This window comes from Alkalibacillus flavidus (assembly GCF_040545925.1).
In the GTDB taxonomy this organism is placed as follows: Bacteria; Bacillota; Bacilli; order Bacillales; family Alkalibacillaceae; genus Alkalibacillus; species Alkalibacillus flavidus.
In genome coordinates, this window is record NZ_JBEPMX010000001.1 from 452,526 (window position 1) to 470,175 (window position 17,650).

The window sequence follows — 17,650 nt, forward strand, 5'->3', positions numbered from 1 at the left end:
TATAACATGTTAAAGCCTTACCGTATCGTTTAGACGCTTTTACTAATAACAATTAAAAAGACCTTTTTCGCATTTTGAAAAAGGCCTTATGCTTAATTGGTATCATCTTTGTTTTGGCAATTTTTACAAACACCATGAAACGTTAAACGATGGTCACGTACGGCAAACTCGAATTTGGACTCTACGACATCTTCTACATCGCCTAATAAATCTTCCTCAATTTCTGTGACCGAACCACACTCCACACACACAAGATGATGATGGAAGTGTTCAGCACCTTCTTTTCTCAAATCGTAACGTGATACACCGTCACCAAAATTAATTTTGTCGACAACTTTTAACTCTGTTAATAATTCTAGTGTACGATAGACCGTTGCTAAACCAATTTCAGGCGCTTTGTCTTTAACGAGGAGATAAACATCTTCCGCACTTAAATGGTCTTCTTCATGTTCTAATAAAACGCGAACGGTCGCTTCACGCTGTGGCGTTAGTTTATAACTTTGCGAGTGCAATTGTTTTTTGATATTTTCGATGCGGTCTTCCACTCGTATCTCTCCCCTCAAATCATACAAGTATATTATAGAAAACGGGAGATATAGTGTCAAATTATAATGATTATAAACAGTTGATTATTATCGTTATTTAATAATAATGATTATAAATTATCAACAAGCCACGTTAGCGCATTCATCGATACCGTTACCTCTACTAACGAACCGACACTGATAAGGACCAATCCTATGGCATATGACTTAATATAAAATCGTGTCGCTTCGGCTAGTGTTCGAGAAGTTTGGTACTTAATAAATAATATTCGTAATACATGAATTGAGAACACCATACTGCTTGCAGCGATTAACAAATAGGCTGCCACAACAAACAGATTTTGAGGCGCTACGGATAAGATTGACAAAAAGAACCCCTGCCATGACATTTGGTGGACTAAAAAGCCAACAGTAAATCCGACCACAACGCCCTTGAAAAACAATAAAAACCATACAACAGGCAACCCGACGAATGATAATCCAAACAAAAATATAAACGTGATAAACTTGCCATGGGTCCAGATTGATCCTTTAAAATCGTGTAACCATTGTCTCGATTCGGTTTGAATCACTTCAAAATATTGCTCGACGAAAAAAAATAAATCTTGTTGTTGTAAAAAATCGAGACTACTGACCATCATGGCACCAAACATGACACCTATTGACCAAAGAACAAATAAAAAAACATATAGACTAAGATAAGGCTGGATTTGAATTGTTAATGCGTTAGGCCAATACTTCATAATAGGTCCTCCATTCATTTCGACTCTAGTAAAACCCTATGTTGATAGAGAACGATGTAGAACCTATTTGAATAAGTTATTCTATATGACCGTATTGACCACCACCTCCTGGGGACACAGTTAATTCACCTTTGCGTAACTGCATGATTCGCGATGCGATAGATGGTTTGACAATAGATTGTAATTCATCTAAAGATGCTTCGTGGATCACATACATATCGTGATGAAGCTGTTCTCTCAGTCGCTTTAAAAGCGCAGATCCGATACCTGGAACGTAATGAAGTGGAATTTGATTGATGTAAGGTGGTCTAACCCATCGTTTGCCAACTCCTTGCGCTTTAGCAACTTCTTGTATCCGAGTGGGAACACCTTTGACCGTTTTGTTAGAACCACAATGTTCACAAACATCTAATTGCTGAACTTCCTGCCAACATTCTCGGCAAACCGATGTATAATATTTGCCGAGTTGTGGGTTAAGTCCGAAATTCGCTTCCACTCGGCAACTATTTTGTTTGTATAAGGCGTCCTTAAACGCTTGAAAACTTGGTTCATAAAGGGTTAAAGCTTGATATTCACGTCCAATCATTTCTAGCGAATGAGCGTCAGAATTCGTCAAAAAGGTGTACCCCTCAAGTTCTGGTATCGTTTCTGCCATTGACGTATCGCAGCTCAAACCTAATTCCACACCATCAATGAGTTCAGAGTTTAACACTTCAGTTAAATGATGCTGTACACCTTTTCCGTATAAACTTTTGAACGGCGTAAAAATATGAGCTGGTATAAACAAACCGCTTCGCTCTTTTACTTCACGTTGTAATGTATTAGCATCGCAATACATTCGTTGCGAACTTAAATGAGGGTTGCTTACATATGATTGGTACCAGTTGGCAAACGACGACATCATTTCTAGTGTTGGAAAATAACAAAGCACATGTATCGGGCCGGAGCAGTTGGCATCATACAATTCAATTTCACTGCCGAGTAATATCGTCAAATCGCCTGTCGATAACCCACCACCTGGTAATTCGTTTATTTCTCCCTGCCGTACGAGGTGTTTTAATTCGTTCAAAACATCTGGTGAATGACAATCAATAATACCAATCATATCTAATCCTTTAGCTTCTTTAGCAAAGGACAAGATATGATGTAATGTTAACTGATCAGACGCGGTTATTTTAACAGCACGATTGGTGTTTGTCCTGCCAATATGAATATGCCCATCGACATAATAGCGTTTCATATATCATCAGTCCTTTAAGTGTTGAACCATGACATAGTAAATGGCTTGAATTGTTTTCGCATCATGAATTCGTTCGTTTTGAATAAGATCAAGCGCTTCTTGGACCGAGACTTCAACGACATCGACAAACTCATCTTCATCCATTTCAAGTTCTTCTGTCGCTTTAGTTAATTCTGTTGCTTCATATAAATATATGATCTCATCGGCAAAGCCTGGCGATGTATAATAGGACACGATATAGTTTAATCGGCCTGGTTTATACCCGGTTTCTTCTTGCAATTCGCGAGCTGCTGTCGATTCAGGATTCTCACCTTGTTCTAATTTACCCGCTGGAATTTCAATGATACTTTTACCGAGTGCTTTACGGTACTGTTCCACCATCACGATTTTATGGTCATCAGTTAGAGCCAAAATACCGACTGCCCCAGGGTGTCTAACGAGTTCGCGTTTTGATGTCTTACCATTTGGTAATTGCACCTCATCAACTTCGACATCGATCACCTTACCTTTAAAAATCGTTTCTGTATGTATGGTTTTCTCTTCAAATTTAGACATCTTATTCACCTCGTCATTAGTTTATCATATTTAAGCATCAGCTATCCTACATTTGTCATTCTACCTTATTGAGGCTAAAATTAATGGCAGGAGGGATTCGTGATGATGAACCAAACGAGATTAGGTCAAACCGAACTATTTGTTTCAGAAATCGGATTAGGCTGTATGAATCTAGGAACAGATGAGCAACAAGCAACGTCTATTATTGATGAAGCGATTCGTTCCGGCATTAATTATTTAGATACAGCAGATTTATATAATTTTGGCGAAAATGAAAAAATCGTTGGTAAAGCGATAAAAGGACGTCGTGACGACTTAGTTATTGCTACAAAAGGGGGCAACCATTTCGAAGTTGGTCAAGATGGATGGTATTGGGACCCGTCTAAAGCTTATTTAAAAGAAGCGGTTAAGAACAGTTTACTTAGACTCGGATTAGATGATGTTGATTTATACCAATTGCATGGTGGTACGATCGAAGACCCAATTGATGAAGTAGTCGAAGCATTTGAAGAATTGCAACAAGAAGGGTTAATACGACATATCGGTTTATCATCTATACGCCCGAATGTCATCAAGTCCTTCGTCAACCGAACAACGATTTCAAGTGTCATGATGCAGTATAGTTTAATAGACCGTCGACCAGAAGAGACGATGCTTGATTATTTACAAAACCACCGAGTCAGCGTTGTAGCTCGAGGCGCTTTAGGTAAAGGAATGTTAACGGACAAAGGGCTTGAGCAATGGCATAAAAAAGGACAGGATGGATTTTTAGATTATAACGGTGAGGATTTAAAAACACTTGTCGAAACAGTTCAAGGAACCGCGACAACATTTGGTGTCTCACCTCAATCTGTTGCCATGAGTTATGCACTCGAACACCCAACAGTATCAAGCTTAGTCCTAGGCGCTAGCAGTCCAGAACAAGTTCAGAATAATATCGAAGCATACCACAATCAGCCAACATACGCTGACATTCAACCGTATCTGCAACAAGGTTTAAAAGAACAAATCTATCAACAGCACCGAGCATAATAAAAACGATGCTCTCTGAATTACCAACAGAGAGCATCGTTTTATTAATTAATATACGGATTGTTTTGTCGGTTTGTATGTGAGGACTTGTTTCGAATAAACCGCTTCAATGTCGCCGCTTGCTTCTAAGTAATCAAGTTGGCCAATCGTCTCAGACATCGTTAAGCCGAATTGTTTTTCATAATGTTTCGGAAATAAAAACTGACATATATTAAACGGTGTTGCCTCTAAACGATGTTCCAAAACATAGTCCAGTACTTTTTGCGCTCGCTCTTCTTGTCGAGTCAACCTATGTTGAATGAGCTTTGAATTATAATCAAATATGTCACCGTGCCCTGGTAAAACCGACTGAATATCTAACGACTGTAATTTAGTCAACGTTCGACGATAGTTAAGAAGAGGTTTCGGTCGGTCTACTTCTCCTTCTAGCGGTGCTTCTAAAATCGGATTCGACGAGATATGTTTTAATAAGTGATCTCCTGAAATAAGCGTCCCATCTGTTTGTCTAAGGAATGATAGATGACTTTGAGCATGACCTTTTGTTTCAATAATGGACCAATCTTCTAAGCTTGGAATCGTATCCCCTTCATCAATAATATGTGTCACAGGTCGTTTTCCTTGATAACGAAAAGCGTTATTGATCGTTTTATCGACTTTACGAAACGTTTCTGGGACGCCAAATTGATCATATAGTTTAGCAAAAAATGCTCGGTAATGATCAAAATAAGATGATTCTTGATTTAGCCATAAATTCGTAATCGCATGACCATAAATAGCCTGAACATCATCAAAGCGGTGAATTAAACCGGTATGGTCAGGGTGATGGTGTGTTAAAACAATTTGATCAATGTCAGATGGTGTTAACCCTACATCACTTAATTGACGAACCATAGCCTGCCACGCATCGTCTGTATCAACACCAGCATCGAATAATGTTACCACATCATCGATTAATACATAACTATGGACATCACCAACCGCATAAGGTGTAGGCATCGTTATTTGATAGAGGTTCTCAGCCATAAATATTGCCACCTTTTATGTCATTTTTTATTATTATACTACAATATTGGTTTGAAAATCCATCATACCATTATTTTGCGAAAGATGATTTAATGGCATCGGCTAATATATCTGGTAATACATCAAATGAATAAGTTAATTCCAATCGCTCAGTCCATTGGTGAGGGTCTTTACCATATGGCCCTACATTAATCGTTGGTATTGACCAGTTTGATTTCGGAATATAATGTTGAGTTAATTGTTGTAAAGGCATATTAGTCGCTAATAAAGTCGAGTCATATTCACCTTTTGGTTGTTCTCCAATAAAGCTCAAATCAGATATACCATTGAAGTATGTCACTCGTTCACTTTCAAAACCGGCTTGGCTCATGTGAGCTTGGACGCGCTGCAATACGCGATCAACATCTCGATTACCGTGACTTGAAACGGCTGGATAAAACGGTGGACTATAAAACAAAACCATCATTGGAGCTAAGTGTTGACAGTGATAAGCAACTTCTTCTACAAGTCGAACAGACATATCCCGTTCACCGTGGTTATGGTTTGTCTTGACGTCTAACAAACGTTGGTCGATTATGTCTTGCCCGTATTGCTTAACGGCTTCATCATATAACTCATCGTATGTCAAAATAGATATATCAATATGTAAGTTTGATTGTTGATTCGATATAGTCTGATATCGTTTATGCTTTTGTTGTAAAGTTGATTCTATATCTTGTTTTGCCTCATACATGATTTGTTTCATATTCCTTGTCATATCATCAACTGTTTGTGTCATATAAAGTAAGTTATACATTGACACAGCCGTTACTGTCGTTTTAACAGAATAAGCCTCCTTTAAATCTCGATTCATAAGGCTGACTGGCGGTGGCGTCACTTCATTACCGACGCGGTCGACTAACTGATCATTTAATTCCATATGGTGATTTAAGATGCTGAGCATCAAATTAGCATTTATACCTTGGAATGGTTCACCTACATGTGTTTCTTTTCCAAAACATAAAAATCCAGGTAAAATCTTACCAAGTGACCCTTCATAGACATACATTTGTTGATCATCATGATGGCGACGAAACATTGGCTCACTATTAATACATAAGCGATAATTTAAGTGATGATTTTCCTGCCAAGATGCTAATTCATCAACTGCTCTAATCATGCCTTGCGAACTCACTTCTTCATCGGGAACGAACAAAACGAGTACGTGACCATTGAATTCTCCTGTCATCGCACGTTCTAGCATTGATAGATGAAGAGTTGTACCAGCCTTCATATCCATGCTCCCCCGCCCGAATATCCACTCTCCATGTTGTAAGTCTTCTTGTGCTTCTTTAGGCAAAACGTCTTTATTCTTATGAAAATAGTCAGTTAAAACATCTGATGAAAATGCCTTATCCTTTAAAGCACCATAATCATCTACATCGACGACATCAATATGATTGACTAAAATTGTTGTATCAGTTGTTGGTTGAGATGATTTGACTAACGCGATTAACGCTTGACGTCCGTCATTCAATTGTATTTGTTTTAGATGTTGCGGATTGTTCTTATAATAATCGTTTTCGATTAATAGATTGTAAATGAATGTAATGATATCGGCTTCCGCCTTTGTTTCTGTTACACTTGGATACGAAACGAGTTGTGATAACAATTGTTTCAATTGTGTTTTCGTCTGCCATTGCATCGTATGACCCACCTTTATATTGACTTTTCTAACATCATACACCACAATCATAACAGAGAATTGAAAGAGGTGTTGACGATTTGTACGAAAATTTTCGCTCATCGCGGTGCTAGTCGATATGCGCCTGAAAATACAATGGCAGCTTTTAAACGAGCTTATCATCTCGGGGCAGACGGAATTGAACTCGATGTCCATCTCACACGGGATCACCAAGTGGCTGTTATTCATGATGAAAACATCAAACGAACAACAAACCATTCAGGATTAGTGAACCACTTCTCATTATCCGAACTTCAACGATTAGATGCAGGTAGCTGGTTTCATTCTCAGTATAATGGAGAAAAGATCCCTAGCTTAGAAGACGTGTTACAATGGATTCAGCATAAACATATGACTCTCAATATTGAATTGAAAACAGATGTGATACACTATCACCAAATTGAAGAACATGTCGTATCGCTTATACATAAATACAATCTTGAAAAACAAACGATTTTATCGAGTTTTAATCCTGCAACCATTGAGAGACTCAACCTTATTCAAAGCGATATCGAATTAGCGTGGTTGCGACAAAAACGACTTAAAAATATTGCTTATCAATTAGCAGCAATTGGCGCTGATAGTTTACATATTCATCATCGACTACTTAACACCCCAATGATTCAAGAAATTAAATCAAAACAAATCCCTTTCCGTGTTTATACCGTGAACAAACCTAAAATATGGCGGCAATGCGTTTCCCAACGTGCGAATGGTATAATGACGGACATACCAGATCTATTACAGGAGTGATTGTATGGAAACAAAACTTTTCTCACCGATTCAATTCGACGATGTTGAACTTAAAAATCGTATCGTCATGTCCCCGATGTGTATGTATTCTTGCGACAATCAAGACGGACGTGTCACTCCATTTCACATCACCCATTACGAAAGTCGAGCAGTCGGTCAAGTTGGGCTTGTCATGTTAGAAGCATCAGCTGTTCAACCAAACGGACGTATCTCGTATGAAGACCTTGGCATATGGTCCGATGAACATATTGACGGTTTAAAACATGTTACTAATCGCATTCATGCCCACGATGCTAAAGCTGCTATTCAATTAGCACATGCTGGCAGAAAAGCTAATTTATCAGATGATACATACGCCCCTTCTCCAATCCGGTTTAACGACAAATTACCGATGCCTAAGGAAATGACGCTTGATGATATTCAAGATACGATCCAAGCATTTCGTGAAGCGGCAAGACGAGCAAAAGAAGCTAACTTTGACATCATCGAAATCCATGGTGCTCACGGTTATTTAATCAATCAATTTTTATCACCGTTAACAAACCAACGTGACGATGATTATGGCGGATCATTGCCCAATCGCATGCGTTTTTTAAATGAAATTCTTGAAGCGATTCAAACGACGTGGAACGGCCCTATCTTTGTCAGACTATCAACGGCTGAATATGACGAAAACGGAAATCAACTAGACGATATCGTATCAATCGCCGAAACCTTAAAAACACAGGGTGTGTCACTGATCGATTGTAGTTCAGGCGGTGTCATACCAACGAAAGTCCCTACTTATCCTGGCTACCAACTCCCGATGGCTGAAACGATCAAACACGATGCAACAATCGCCACTGGTGCTGTTGGATTAATTACATCCGGCATACAAGCGGAAGAAATTTTACAAAATCATCGAGCTGACCTCGTCTTCATTGGGCGACAATTATTAACGAACCCATATTGGCCAAAGCAAGCAGCTGATCAATTAAACACCACCATTACTAGCCCCGTCCAATACGAACGAGGCTGGCGATAAACCATTAGTTAAGGAGGCTAGTCTAATGGAGTTAACATTTCTAGGAACGGGCTCTGGTGTTCCATCTAAATCAAGAAACGTGTCATCACTTGCACTACAAATGCATCAAGAACGTGATGAAATATGGTTATTCGACTGCGGTGAAGCAACGCAACACCAAATTTTGAAAACAACCATTAAACCACGAAAAATTACGAAAATATTCATTACGCACTTACACGGTGACCATATTTTCGGGTTGCCTGGCTTATTGAGCAGTCGGTCATTTCAGGATGGGACGACGCCACTCGAAATTTACGGCCCTAACGGCATTCAAACCTTCGTGGAAACAGCATTATCCCTTTCGCAAACACATTTAAAATATCCCATCCAATACTATGATTTACAAGATGGGACTATTTTTCAAGATGACACCATCAAAGTGGATACGATGCAAGTCATTCACGGTGTCCCATCGTACGGATTTACGATTCAAGAAGCCGACAAGACTGGACATTTATTACCTGAAAAATTGAAAGCTTTCGGCATTCAGCCTGGCCCTTTATATGAACGAATCAAACGAGAAGAGCGCATCACATTACAAGATGGCACTGTTATTGAACGAGACCAAGTAACCGGCCCAACCATTTTTGGTCGCAAATTAGCTATTATCGGCGATACACTACCATTCGATAACGTATCCGATTTTGTTAAAGATGCTGACGTGCTGATTCATGAAGCAACTTTTATTGATGCAGACGAATCACTTGCGAATCAATACAATCATTCTACGAGCGTTCAAGCTGCCCAAATTGCGCGTGATGCTAACGTCAAACAATTATGGCTCAACCACATATCAAGTCGTTATGTACCACAAGATTTGAAACATGAATTATCCAAATTAACGTCGATTCACCCGTCTGTTCGTTATGTATCTGATTTTGATAGTATCCCAGTAGAAAAGGTGGTGGAATGATGAATTCATTTGATTCTTTAATACAAAACCAAAAATCATTATTTAAAGCCGGTAAAACGATGACCCACACCTTTCGTGCTCATCAATTACAAAAATTAAAACAAATGCTAGAGCGGCATGAGAGTGATATTTATGAGGCGCTCAAAAAAGATTTAAACAAATCGAGCTATGAAGTATTAATGTCTGAACTTGGGTTTCTCTACGGAGAGATAGATGAAACACTAAAACATTTACAACATTGGATGAACCCAGAAAAGGTGAAATCCCCAGTTAGTCATAAAGGGGCTAAAAGTGTTATTTATAAACAACCTTATGGTGTTACGCTTATTATTAGTCCGTGGAATTACCCTTTACAATTAACGCTCGCTCCTTTAATCGGTGCTATTGCTGGTGGTAATACAGCTATTATCAAACCATCTGAATTCACCACTCATACGAGTCAACTTATCGAAACCATGATAAAAGAAACCTTTGAAGAACAATACATTACGGTTGTCCAAGGCGAGAAAGATGTTAGCGATGCGTTACTCGATCAACCATTTGACTATATTTTCTTCACAGGAAGTACTCAAGTTGGCAAGATCGTCATGGAAAAAGCAAGTAAACGATTAATTCCGATTACGTTAGAGCTCGGTGGAAAAAGTCCTGTCATAGTGGATGAAGATGCAAAAATCGATCTTGCTGCTAAACGGATCGCGTGGGGTAAATTATTAAACGCTGGGCAAACATGTGTCGCACCAGATTATGCGCTCGTTCACCGAAATGTTCGCGATTCGTTTGTTCAAGCTCTACAGTCCGAAATCGAATCGATGTATTCAGCAAACCCGATTGAAAATGATGACTACACCAAAATTATTAATCATCGCCATTTTGACCGACTCACAAATTATTTATCAGAAGGTCATATTATTTATGGTGGCCAGTCTGATGAGTTGTCAGAGAAAATTAATCCGACATTAATTGAAGATATTGATTGGAATTCATCCATCATGCAAGACGAGATTTTCGGACCTATTTTACCCATCATGACATTCGATTATTTAGAAGAAATAGTCGATCACGTTGAGCAGGCGCGTAACCCGCTAGCGCTTTACTATTTCTCCGAAAACACGCAAAAGCAAGACTGGGTGATCAAAAATCTATCGTTCGGTGGCGCGTGTATGAACGATACAATTATGCACCTTGCTAACCTAAACTTACCGTTTGGCGGTATTGGTACAAGTGGCATCGGTAGTTATCACGGCGTCTATAGTTTTGAAACATTTACTCATCGTAAAAGTGTCGTTAAACAGACGACGAAGTTTGACTTTTCCTTCCGTTATCCTAATTCCAAAATAGCTGAAAAAGTGTTAACCAAGCTGTTAAAAAAATAAGACAACAATAAGGCCACCTATGTCATCTCTTTTATAACACATGGGTGGCTTATTGTTGTCGTCTTTGACTTAAAAAATCTTTTTGGAAGCTAGTGCGAACAGGTGGTTCTGGTTGTGAGTTTAGCTTTACAAATGTTTCTTTTCCGTATTTATCTTCTATTTGTTCTATAGCTTGATAGAGCGGTTCTTTTTTGGCTTCTTCCTCATACGAAAACAAATCGAGTTGCTTACCCGCTTCTTCCTTATGTGTTAAATGCTGAGCTGTCACCCCAAGTAATCGAATCGGGTCTTCGTTCCAATGCGCATGAAATAAATCTAAAGCAACTTGTTCAAGCTGTGTTTCATGTTCAACAAAATCTCGTAGTTGCCGGCTGCGAGTAATCGTTTTATGGTCACTGTAACGAATCATCAGCTGCACGTTTTCTGCAACTACTTGTTTAGCATGCATCCGTTCTGCCACACGACGACTTAGTTGCTTAATCATTGGTTGAATATCGTTCATGTCAGTCGTGTCAAACGGAAGGGTTTGCGAATTACCGATGCTTTTAAAGTCATGAATCGCCTCAGGATCGACTTCTCGGTTATCATGGCCATTTGCTCGCATATGAAGGCGCTCACCGTTTACACCGAGCAAATTTTTTATCGTTAACACATTTTTAGTCGCTAAGTCCCCGATCGTCTTAATATCTATTTGTTTTAATTTATCTGCTGTTTTACGACCTACCCCATACATCTCTTCGATAGGTAATGGCCACAACTTTTGTTCAATTTCACGTTTGCGCAACACCGTTATCCCTAATGGCTTTTGCATATCGGAAGCCATTTTTGCCAAAAACTTATTCGGAGCAACACCAATACTGCATGGTAAATCGAGTTCAGACAAAAGGGTTTCTTGAATCCATTTAGCTAGTTCGAGAGGCGTCAAATCACCTTTATAGTCTGTCACATCTACATAACCTTCATCAATTGAAATCGGTTGAACATAAGGGGTTATCGACTCAAGCACAGAGAATATTTGCTTCGATGCTTCACGATAACGGGGGAAATTCGGTTTTAATGCGATTAATTGCGGACAATGATCATAAGCTTGCCATAAAGGCATCGTCGTTTTGACACCATATGACCTGGCTTCATAGTTGCTTGTGACGACGATCCCTTTCCGTTTTTCAGGATCACCAGCAATCGCAACAGGTTTTCCTTTGAGATCAGGTCGATAAGCCATTTCTACCGACGCATAAAAGCTGTTCATATCAACATGGAAAATGACACGTCCTTTAGCCAAGTCATCACCTTCTTCACAAAAAAATAGAAGCACAAGGGCACGCCTTGTCCTTCTATTATAACACGATTTACTTCGCTGCCTCGACTGAAATAGCTGTTAATAATTCAGCGATTTTCACCAATTCACTGACAGGCATCCGTTCATCTGTCGTATGGATATTTTCATACCCGACACACAGGTTAACAGTTGGAATGCCATATCCTGCAATAATATTGGCATCACTGCCTCCACCACTTGATAACAAGTCACTATCTCGACCAATTTGTTTAGCAGCACGTTTGGCTACTTCGACAACGTCTTCGCCATCTTCATGTTTGTAGCCTGGATACGTATGATAGACATCGATCTCAATTGAACCTCCAATTTCCTCTTCAGCTAGACGACAAGCTTCTCGCATATTCTCAATTTGTTCATCTAGTTTACTCGGTTCTAATGAGCGAGCCTCAGCTAAAATATGCGCTTCATCACAGACAACATTCGTCGCTTGACCACCTTCAATGCGCCCAATATTAGCCGTTGTTTCTTCGTCAATACGACCTAAAGGCATTTTAGACACTGCTTTGGCCGCTAACGTGATCGCTGACACCCCTTCTTCTGGCGCAACACCAGCATGCGCTTTTTTACCGCGTGACGTAATATCGAGTTTGGCTTGAGTTGGCGCTGCGACAATCATATTTCCGACTAATCCGTTCGAATCAACCGCATACCCGTAAGAAGCTTTAAGCAACGAAGCATCAAGAGCTCTAGCCCCAACGAGTCCAGATTCTTCACCAACCGTAATCACTAGCTGAATATCACCATGTTCAAGTGATTGTTCTTTTAAAGAGCGAATCATTTCGATAATCCCGGCTAATCCCGCTTTATCATCAGCTCCTAATACTGTTGTGCCGTCTGACACGATATAATCGCCATCGATCGACGGTTTGACACCTTGTCCTGGCGCAACTGTATCCATATGCGATGTGAAATATATCGGCTCAACACCGTCCTTATTCCCTTTTAACGTACAGATTAAGTTATTCGCGCCGTGCCCTGTTTCCTCTTTAGCATTGTCTTCTTCAACCGTTAAACCTAACTCACTGAATTTCGTTTTCAAGGCACCTGCAATCTCACTTTCATATTTCGTTTCAGAGTCGATTTGAACTAGTTCGAAAAATTCATCAATCAGTCGTTGTTCGTTAATTTGCATCGTGTTCGTCCTCCGTTATTACAATGGAATATTACCATGTTTTTTCGTTGGTCTGTCTTCGTGTTTCGTTTGTAGCATTTTAAGCCCTTGTTTCAGTTTAAGTCGTGTTTCGCGTGGATCAATGACATCATCAACCATGCCTAAGCCAGCTGCCACATATGGATTCGCGAATTTTTCGCGGTAATCATCGATCTTCTCTTGTCTTGTTGCTTCAGGATCTTCTGATTCCTGAATGTCTTTAGCAAAAATAATATTCGCCGCACCTTCTGGCCCCATAACAGCAATTTCCGCATTCGGCCACGCGAACACAAGGTCCGCACCGATCGATTTACTATTAAGCGCCACATAAGCACCACCATATGCTTTACGCGTGATGACCGTCATTTTAGGAACGGTTGCTTCTGAATAAGCGTATAAAATTTTCGCTCCGTGACGGATAATCCCACCATGTTCTTGTTTCACACCTGGGAAGAACCCTGTCACATCTTCAAACGTAATAATAGGAATATTATAAGCATCACAAGTACGAATAAAACGCGACGCTTTATCACTCGAATCAATATCGAGTCCACCCGCTAAAAATTTCGGTTGGTTACAAACTAATCCTACCGTCTCACCATCAATCGTCGCAAATCCGACGACAATATTTTTAGCAAAGTTAGGATGTATTTCAAAAAACGATTCTGTATCGACGACTTCTTCAATCACATGACGGACGTCATAAGGTCGAATCGCATCAAAAGGCACGAGATCCGCTAAATCTGGACGTAAATCATCTTTTGATTCGACTGATTGAACTGGCGTTTTCTCTTGGCTGTTTTGTGGCAAGTAATCGATTAACGTTTTCACTTGATCTAACGCTTCTTCTTCATTCGCTGCTTTTAAATGGGCGTTTCCGCTTTGACGGTTATGTACATCAGCGCCACCTAATTCTTCTGATGTGATTTTCTCGCCTGTCACTGTTTCAATCACTTTCGGCCCCGTAATAAACATTTGTGACGTTTTCTCAACCATGATGACAAAATCGGTGATCGCAGGAGAATACACTGCTCCGCCAGCAGATGGTCCCATAATGACTGAGATTTGTGGGATCACGCCTGAATAGATAGAGTTACGATAAAAAACGTGTCCGTAACCATCTAATGATGCCACACCTTCTTGAATACGTGCGCCACCTGAATCATTTAATCCAATAAATGGTGTGCCGTTTTTAGCGGCTAAGTCCATCACGGCAGCGATTTTTTTACCGTGCATTTCGCCTAAAGCACCACCATAAACTGTAAAATCCTGAGCGAATAAATAAATTGGACGTCCATTCACCGTACCAAATCCTGTGACAACCCCTTCACCCGGAACTTCTTTACCGTCCATTCCAAAATCAGTAACTCGGTGTTCCATAAACGGATTGAGCTCTACGAATGACCCTTCGTCTACTAGATAATCAATTCGCTCGCGTGCTGTCATTTTACCTTTGTCACGTTGCTTTTGAATTTTTTCGTCGCCGCCACCTAGCTCGACTTTACGACGTTTATCATAGAGTTCATTTATCTTATCAAACATATCCATTATGATGTGCACCTCCTATTTTTGTTGGCATAATTCAAATAATACACCGTTGGCTGCCTTTGGATGTAAAAATGCGACTTGACTATCGTGTGCGCCTGTTTTAGGCTCATCATGTATTAACGGTACTCCTTCTGATTTTAGATGGTCAAGACGTGCATTGATATCATCGACATCTAAAGCCACATGATGAATACCTTCCCCTTTTTTATCAATAAACTTAGCGATCGGCGAATCATCATTTAACGGTTCTAGCAATTCAATGGCACTTTCACCAATTTTAAAGAAAGCAACTCGCACATGTTCGCTCGGTACTTCCTCTTTACCTTGAAACGTCAACCCTAATTGATCTCGGTAAAACGGGATCATATCATCTAACGATGTCACAGCAATTCCGATATGGGCAATCTTATTCACCATCGTCACCTCGCACACAAGATTCGATAAACGCAACTGTTTCAGATGTTGGTGTTCCTGGTGTAAACACTTTTTGTATGCCACTCTCTTCTAAATAAGCGATATCATCGTCAGGAATAACACCACCACCAATGACCGGAATATCGGCAGCGTTCTTTTCTTTTAATGCATCGACAACTCGCGGAAACAGTGTCTTATGACCACCAGATAATGATGATAAACCGACAACATCAACATCTTCTTGGATTGCTGCTTGAGCAATTTGTTCAGGTGATTGGCGTAACCCTGTATAAATCACTTCCATTCCTTCATCACGTAGCGCTTGAGCAATAACTAAAGCGCCACGATCATGTCCATCCAAACCAGGTTTTGCAATTAACACTCGAATATTTCGATCCATAACGTCATTCCCCCTCATTATACACCTGTGTATTCACCGAATTCAGCACGTAATGTATGACAAATTTCCCCGACTGTTGCATATGCTTTCACACAGTCTAAAATATATGGCATGACATTCGTCTGTTCGTTTTGAGCTGCTTCTTTTAGTGCTTGTAAATGATAATCAACTTGCTTTTGGTCGCGTTCTTCGCGTAAAGATTGTACTTGCTGAACTTGCCTTTTTTCTAATTCATCATCGACACGAAGTAAATCTTCATGGACGTCTTCTTCGACTTGAAATGCGTTCAAACCAACAATAATATCCTCTTCTGATTCAATTTTCTTTTGTGTTTCATAAGCTGTTTGATGAATTTCACGTTGCATATAGCCTTCTTCAACAGCTTGAACCGCTCCGCCGTATTCTGCAATTCGGTCTAAATAATCATTCACTTCACGTTCTATTTCGTCCGTTAGTTGTTCAACATAATAAGATCCAGCAAGTGGGTCAACCGTATCTGCTACACCACTTTCGTGTGCAATGATTTGTTGGGTTCTTAAAGCAATACGAGCTGATTCTTCTGTTGGTAACGCCAACGCTTCATCTCGTGAATTCGTGTGCAAGCTTTGTGTACCACCTAGGACAGCTGACAAAGCTTGTAACGCTACCCGGACAATATTGTTATCAGGTTGTTGCGCAGTCAACGTCGACCCGCCTGTTTGTGTGTGAAAACGAAGACGCCAACTCTTTTCATTCTGTGCTTGATATTTATCTTTCATTAATTTCGCCCAAATCCGTCTTGCTGCGCGGAATTTCGCAGCTTCTTCAAAGAAATTGTTATGGGCATTGAAGAAAAAAGCGAGACGCGGGGCAAATTGGTCTACTTCTAAACCGCTTTCAATCGCTGCATCAACATAAGCCATTCCATTCGCTAAAGTGAACGCAACTTCTTGGACAGCAGTCGAGCCAGCTTCACGAATATGATAACCTGAGATGCTTATCGTATTGAATTTAGGCACTTCATTCGCACAGTATTCGAAAATATTTGTAATTAACCGCATCGACGGTTTTGGAGGAAATATATAAGTCCCGCGCGCGATATACTCTTTTAATATATCATTTTGAATCGTGCCGGTAATTTGTTCTTTCGGTACCCCTTGTTTTTCCGCAACAGCGATATACATGCACAACAAGACAGAAGCAGGTGCATTGATGGTCATCGAGGTGCTCACTTTATCTAACGGAATACCATCTAAAAGCGTTTCCATATCCTTTAATGAATCAATCGCCACGCCTACTTTACCAACTTCACCTTCAGACATCATGTCATCAGAGTCATAACCGATTTGAGTTGGCAAGTCAAACGCAACGGACAGACCTGTTTGCCCTTGATCTAGCAAATAACGAAATCGTTCATTTGTTTCTTCTGCTGAACCAAACCCTGCATACTGACGCATCGTCCAAAAGCGGTTCCGATACATCGATGGTTGAATCCCTCTTGTATATGGAAATTGTCCAGGAAATCCAATATGCTCTGTATATTCGTCTGTTTGATTAGCTTCATCTGGTAAATATAACCGATCAATCTCAAGGTCTGAATGGTTGGTAAAACGTTCTTTTCGTTCTGGAAAACGTTCATTCGTTTTATTGACTTGTTGTTGCCATTTTTCATACTGCTTACGATATTGTTCATCCATAATCTCCACCCCTTTTTAAAGCTATTTTAACATGTTTTAACCATTGTATAGCGATGCCTCAACAAAAACATCAAAGAAAATGTAAGAAAATTCGTTATCTACTCTTATTGTAAAGGAAAGTTTAGACTTGTCCAATCTCCTTTTTTCTTTTACAATG

The 17,650-nt window shown here is 39.9% G+C and carries 15 protein-coding genes and 1 pseudogene; 5 read left to right on the forward strand and 11 right to left on the reverse strand.

The window, feature by feature from the left end; genetic code table 11:
- Window positions 1-92: 92 nt before the first annotated feature.
- The 4 genes from fur to ABID56_RS02385 form a co-directional block, all read right to left on the reverse strand.
- Window positions 93-545, reverse strand: coding sequence for a ferric iron uptake transcriptional regulator (fur, locus tag ABID56_RS02370; protein WP_354218929.1), 453 nt, complete (start codon window positions 543-545; stop codon window positions 93-95).
- Between the two features lie 110 nt (window positions 546-655).
- Window positions 656-1,288 carry a stage II sporulation protein M gene (gene spoIIM, locus ABID56_RS02375; protein WP_354218931.1) on the reverse strand — a complete coding sequence of 211 codons (633 nt, stop codon included), beginning with the start codon at window positions 1,286-1,288 and terminating at the stop codon, window positions 656-658.
- A 76-nt stretch (window positions 1,289-1,364) separates the two neighbouring features.
- Window positions 1,365-2,528 carry an endonuclease Q family protein gene (locus tag ABID56_RS02380; protein WP_354218933.1) on the reverse strand — a complete coding sequence of 388 codons (1,164 nt, stop codon included), beginning with the start codon at window positions 2,526-2,528 and terminating at the stop codon, window positions 1,365-1,367.
- 6 nt (window positions 2,529-2,534) lie between these two features.
- A complete protein-coding gene (locus tag ABID56_RS02385) occupies window positions 2,535-3,083 on the reverse strand; it encodes an NUDIX hydrolase (RefSeq protein WP_354218935.1) in 549 nt (182 codons plus the stop codon).
- 105 nt (window positions 3,084-3,188) lie between these two features.
- On the opposite strand from ABID56_RS02385, the gene ABID56_RS02390 reads away from it, so the two are divergent.
- The gene (locus ABID56_RS02390; RefSeq protein WP_377946545.1) at window positions 3,189-4,115 is read left to right on the forward strand and encodes an aldo/keto reductase; all 927 of its coding nucleotides are present in this window, start codon (window positions 3,189-3,191) and stop codon (window positions 4,113-4,115) included.
- Window positions 4,116-4,163: 48 nt separating this feature from the next.
- On the opposite strand, the gene ABID56_RS02395 is transcribed toward ABID56_RS02390, so the two are convergent.
- Both ABID56_RS02395 and ABID56_RS02400 read right to left on the reverse strand, forming a co-directional pair.
- Window positions 4,164-5,138, reverse strand: a complete 975-nt coding sequence (locus ABID56_RS02395; protein WP_354218938.1) for an MBL fold metallo-hydrolase — start codon at window positions 5,136-5,138, stop codon at window positions 4,164-4,166.
- Window positions 5,139-5,208: 70 nt separating this feature from the next.
- The gene (locus ABID56_RS02400; RefSeq protein ID WP_354218939.1) at window positions 5,209-6,822 is read right to left on the reverse strand and encodes a M20/M25/M40 family metallo-hydrolase; all 1,614 of its coding nucleotides are present in this window, start codon (window positions 6,820-6,822) and stop codon (window positions 5,209-5,211) included.
- A 72-nt stretch (window positions 6,823-6,894) separates the two neighbouring features.
- On the opposite strand from ABID56_RS02400, the gene ABID56_RS02405 reads away from it, so the two are divergent.
- Genes ABID56_RS02405 through ABID56_RS02420 form a run of 4 tightly spaced genes read left to right on the forward strand, consistent with a single transcriptional unit; the run spans window position 6,895 to window position 10,966 of the window.
- Window positions 6,895-7,614 carry a glycerophosphodiester phosphodiesterase gene (locus tag ABID56_RS02405; protein WP_354218941.1) on the forward strand — a complete coding sequence of 240 codons (720 nt, stop codon included), beginning with the start codon at window positions 6,895-6,897 and terminating at the stop codon, window positions 7,612-7,614.
- A 4-nt stretch (window positions 7,615-7,618) separates the two neighbouring features.
- Entirely contained in the window at window positions 7,619-8,638 is a 1,020-nt protein-coding gene (namA, locus tag ABID56_RS02410; RefSeq protein WP_354218943.1) for an NADPH dehydrogenase NamA, read from the forward strand.
- A gap of 25 nt (window positions 8,639-8,663) precedes the next feature.
- The gene (gene rnz / locus ABID56_RS02415; RefSeq protein ID WP_354218944.1) at window positions 8,664-9,593 is read left to right on the forward strand and encodes a ribonuclease Z; all 930 of its coding nucleotides are present in this window, start codon (window positions 8,664-8,666) and stop codon (window positions 9,591-9,593) included.
- The gene (locus ABID56_RS02420) at window positions 9,593-10,966 is read left to right on the forward strand and encodes an aldehyde dehydrogenase (protein ID WP_354218946.1); all 1,374 of its coding nucleotides are present in this window, start codon (window positions 9,593-9,595) and stop codon (window positions 10,964-10,966) included. The genes rnz and ABID56_RS02420 overlap by 1 nt, the downstream gene beginning before the upstream one ends.
- A gap of 49 nt (window positions 10,967-11,015) precedes the next feature.
- On the opposite strand, the gene ABID56_RS02425 is transcribed toward ABID56_RS02420, so the two are convergent.
- From ABID56_RS02425 to ABID56_RS02445, 5 genes and pseudogenes are all read right to left on the reverse strand, one after another.
- Complete coding sequence (locus ABID56_RS02425; RefSeq protein WP_377946541.1) at window positions 11,016-12,281, reverse strand: DNA polymerase IV; 1,266 nt, start codon at window positions 12,279-12,281, stop codon at window positions 11,016-11,018.
- A 34-nt stretch (window positions 12,282-12,315) separates the two neighbouring features.
- The gene (locus tag ABID56_RS02430) at window positions 12,316-13,437 is read right to left on the reverse strand and encodes a M20/M25/M40 family metallo-hydrolase (protein ID WP_354218950.1); all 1,122 of its coding nucleotides are present in this window, start codon (window positions 13,435-13,437) and stop codon (window positions 12,316-12,318) included.
- An 18-nt stretch (window positions 13,438-13,455) separates the two neighbouring features.
- Window positions 13,456-15,003: an acyl-CoA carboxylase subunit beta gene (locus ABID56_RS02435; RefSeq protein WP_354218952.1), complete on the reverse strand. Its 1,548-nt coding sequence runs from the start codon at window positions 15,001-15,003 to the stop codon at window positions 13,456-13,458.
- 15 nt (window positions 15,004-15,018) lie between these two features.
- A pseudogene (gene mce, locus ABID56_RS02440) lies at window positions 15,019-15,817 on the reverse strand (methylmalonyl-CoA epimerase).
- 17 nt (window positions 15,818-15,834) lie between these two features.
- On the reverse strand, window positions 15,835-17,493 hold the full coding sequence (locus ABID56_RS02445; RefSeq protein ID WP_354218954.1) for an acyl-CoA mutase large subunit family protein: 1,659 nt from the start codon (window positions 17,491-17,493) through the stop codon (window positions 15,835-15,837).
- Window positions 17,494-17,650 lie beyond the last annotated feature (157 nt).

Coding starts and splice junctions, on each gene's coding strand:
- spoIIM (WP_354218931.1), bottom strand. CDS start 1,288: ATGAAGTATTGGCCTAACGCATTAACAATTCAAATCCAGCCTTATCTT.
- ABID56_RS02380 (WP_354218933.1), bottom strand. CDS start 2,528: ATGAAACGCTATTATGTCGATGGGCATATTCATATTGGCAGGACAAAC.
- ABID56_RS02385 (WP_354218935.1), bottom strand. CDS start 3,083: ATGTCTAAATTTGAAGAGAAAACCATACATACAGAAACGATTTTTAAA.
- ABID56_RS02390 (WP_377946545.1), top strand. CDS start 3,189: ATGAACCAAACGAGATTAGGTCAAACCGAACTATTTGTTTCAGAAATC.
- ABID56_RS02395 (WP_354218938.1), bottom strand. CDS start 5,138: ATGGCTGAGAACCTCTATCAAATAACGATGCCTACACCTTATGCGGTT.
- ABID56_RS02400 (WP_354218939.1), bottom strand. CDS start 6,822: ATGCAATGGCAGACGAAAACACAATTGAAACAATTGTTATCACAACTC.
- namA (WP_354218943.1), top strand. CDS start 7,619: ATGGAAACAAAACTTTTCTCACCGATTCAATTCGACGATGTTGAACTT.
- rnz (WP_354218944.1), top strand. CDS start 8,664: ATGGAGTTAACATTTCTAGGAACGGGCTCTGGTGTTCCATCTAAATCA.
- ABID56_RS02420 (WP_354218946.1), top strand. CDS start 9,593: ATGAATTCATTTGATTCTTTAATACAAAACCAAAAATCATTATTTAAA.
- ABID56_RS02430 (WP_354218950.1), bottom strand. CDS start 13,437: ATGCAAATTAACGAACAACGACTGATTGATGAATTTTTCGAACTAGTT.
- ABID56_RS02435 (WP_354218952.1), bottom strand. CDS start 15,003: ATGGATATGTTTGATAAGATAAATGAACTCTATGATAAACGTCGTAAA.
- ABID56_RS02445 (WP_354218954.1), bottom strand. CDS start 17,493: ATGGATGAACAATATCGTAAGCAGTATGAAAAATGGCAACAACAAGTC.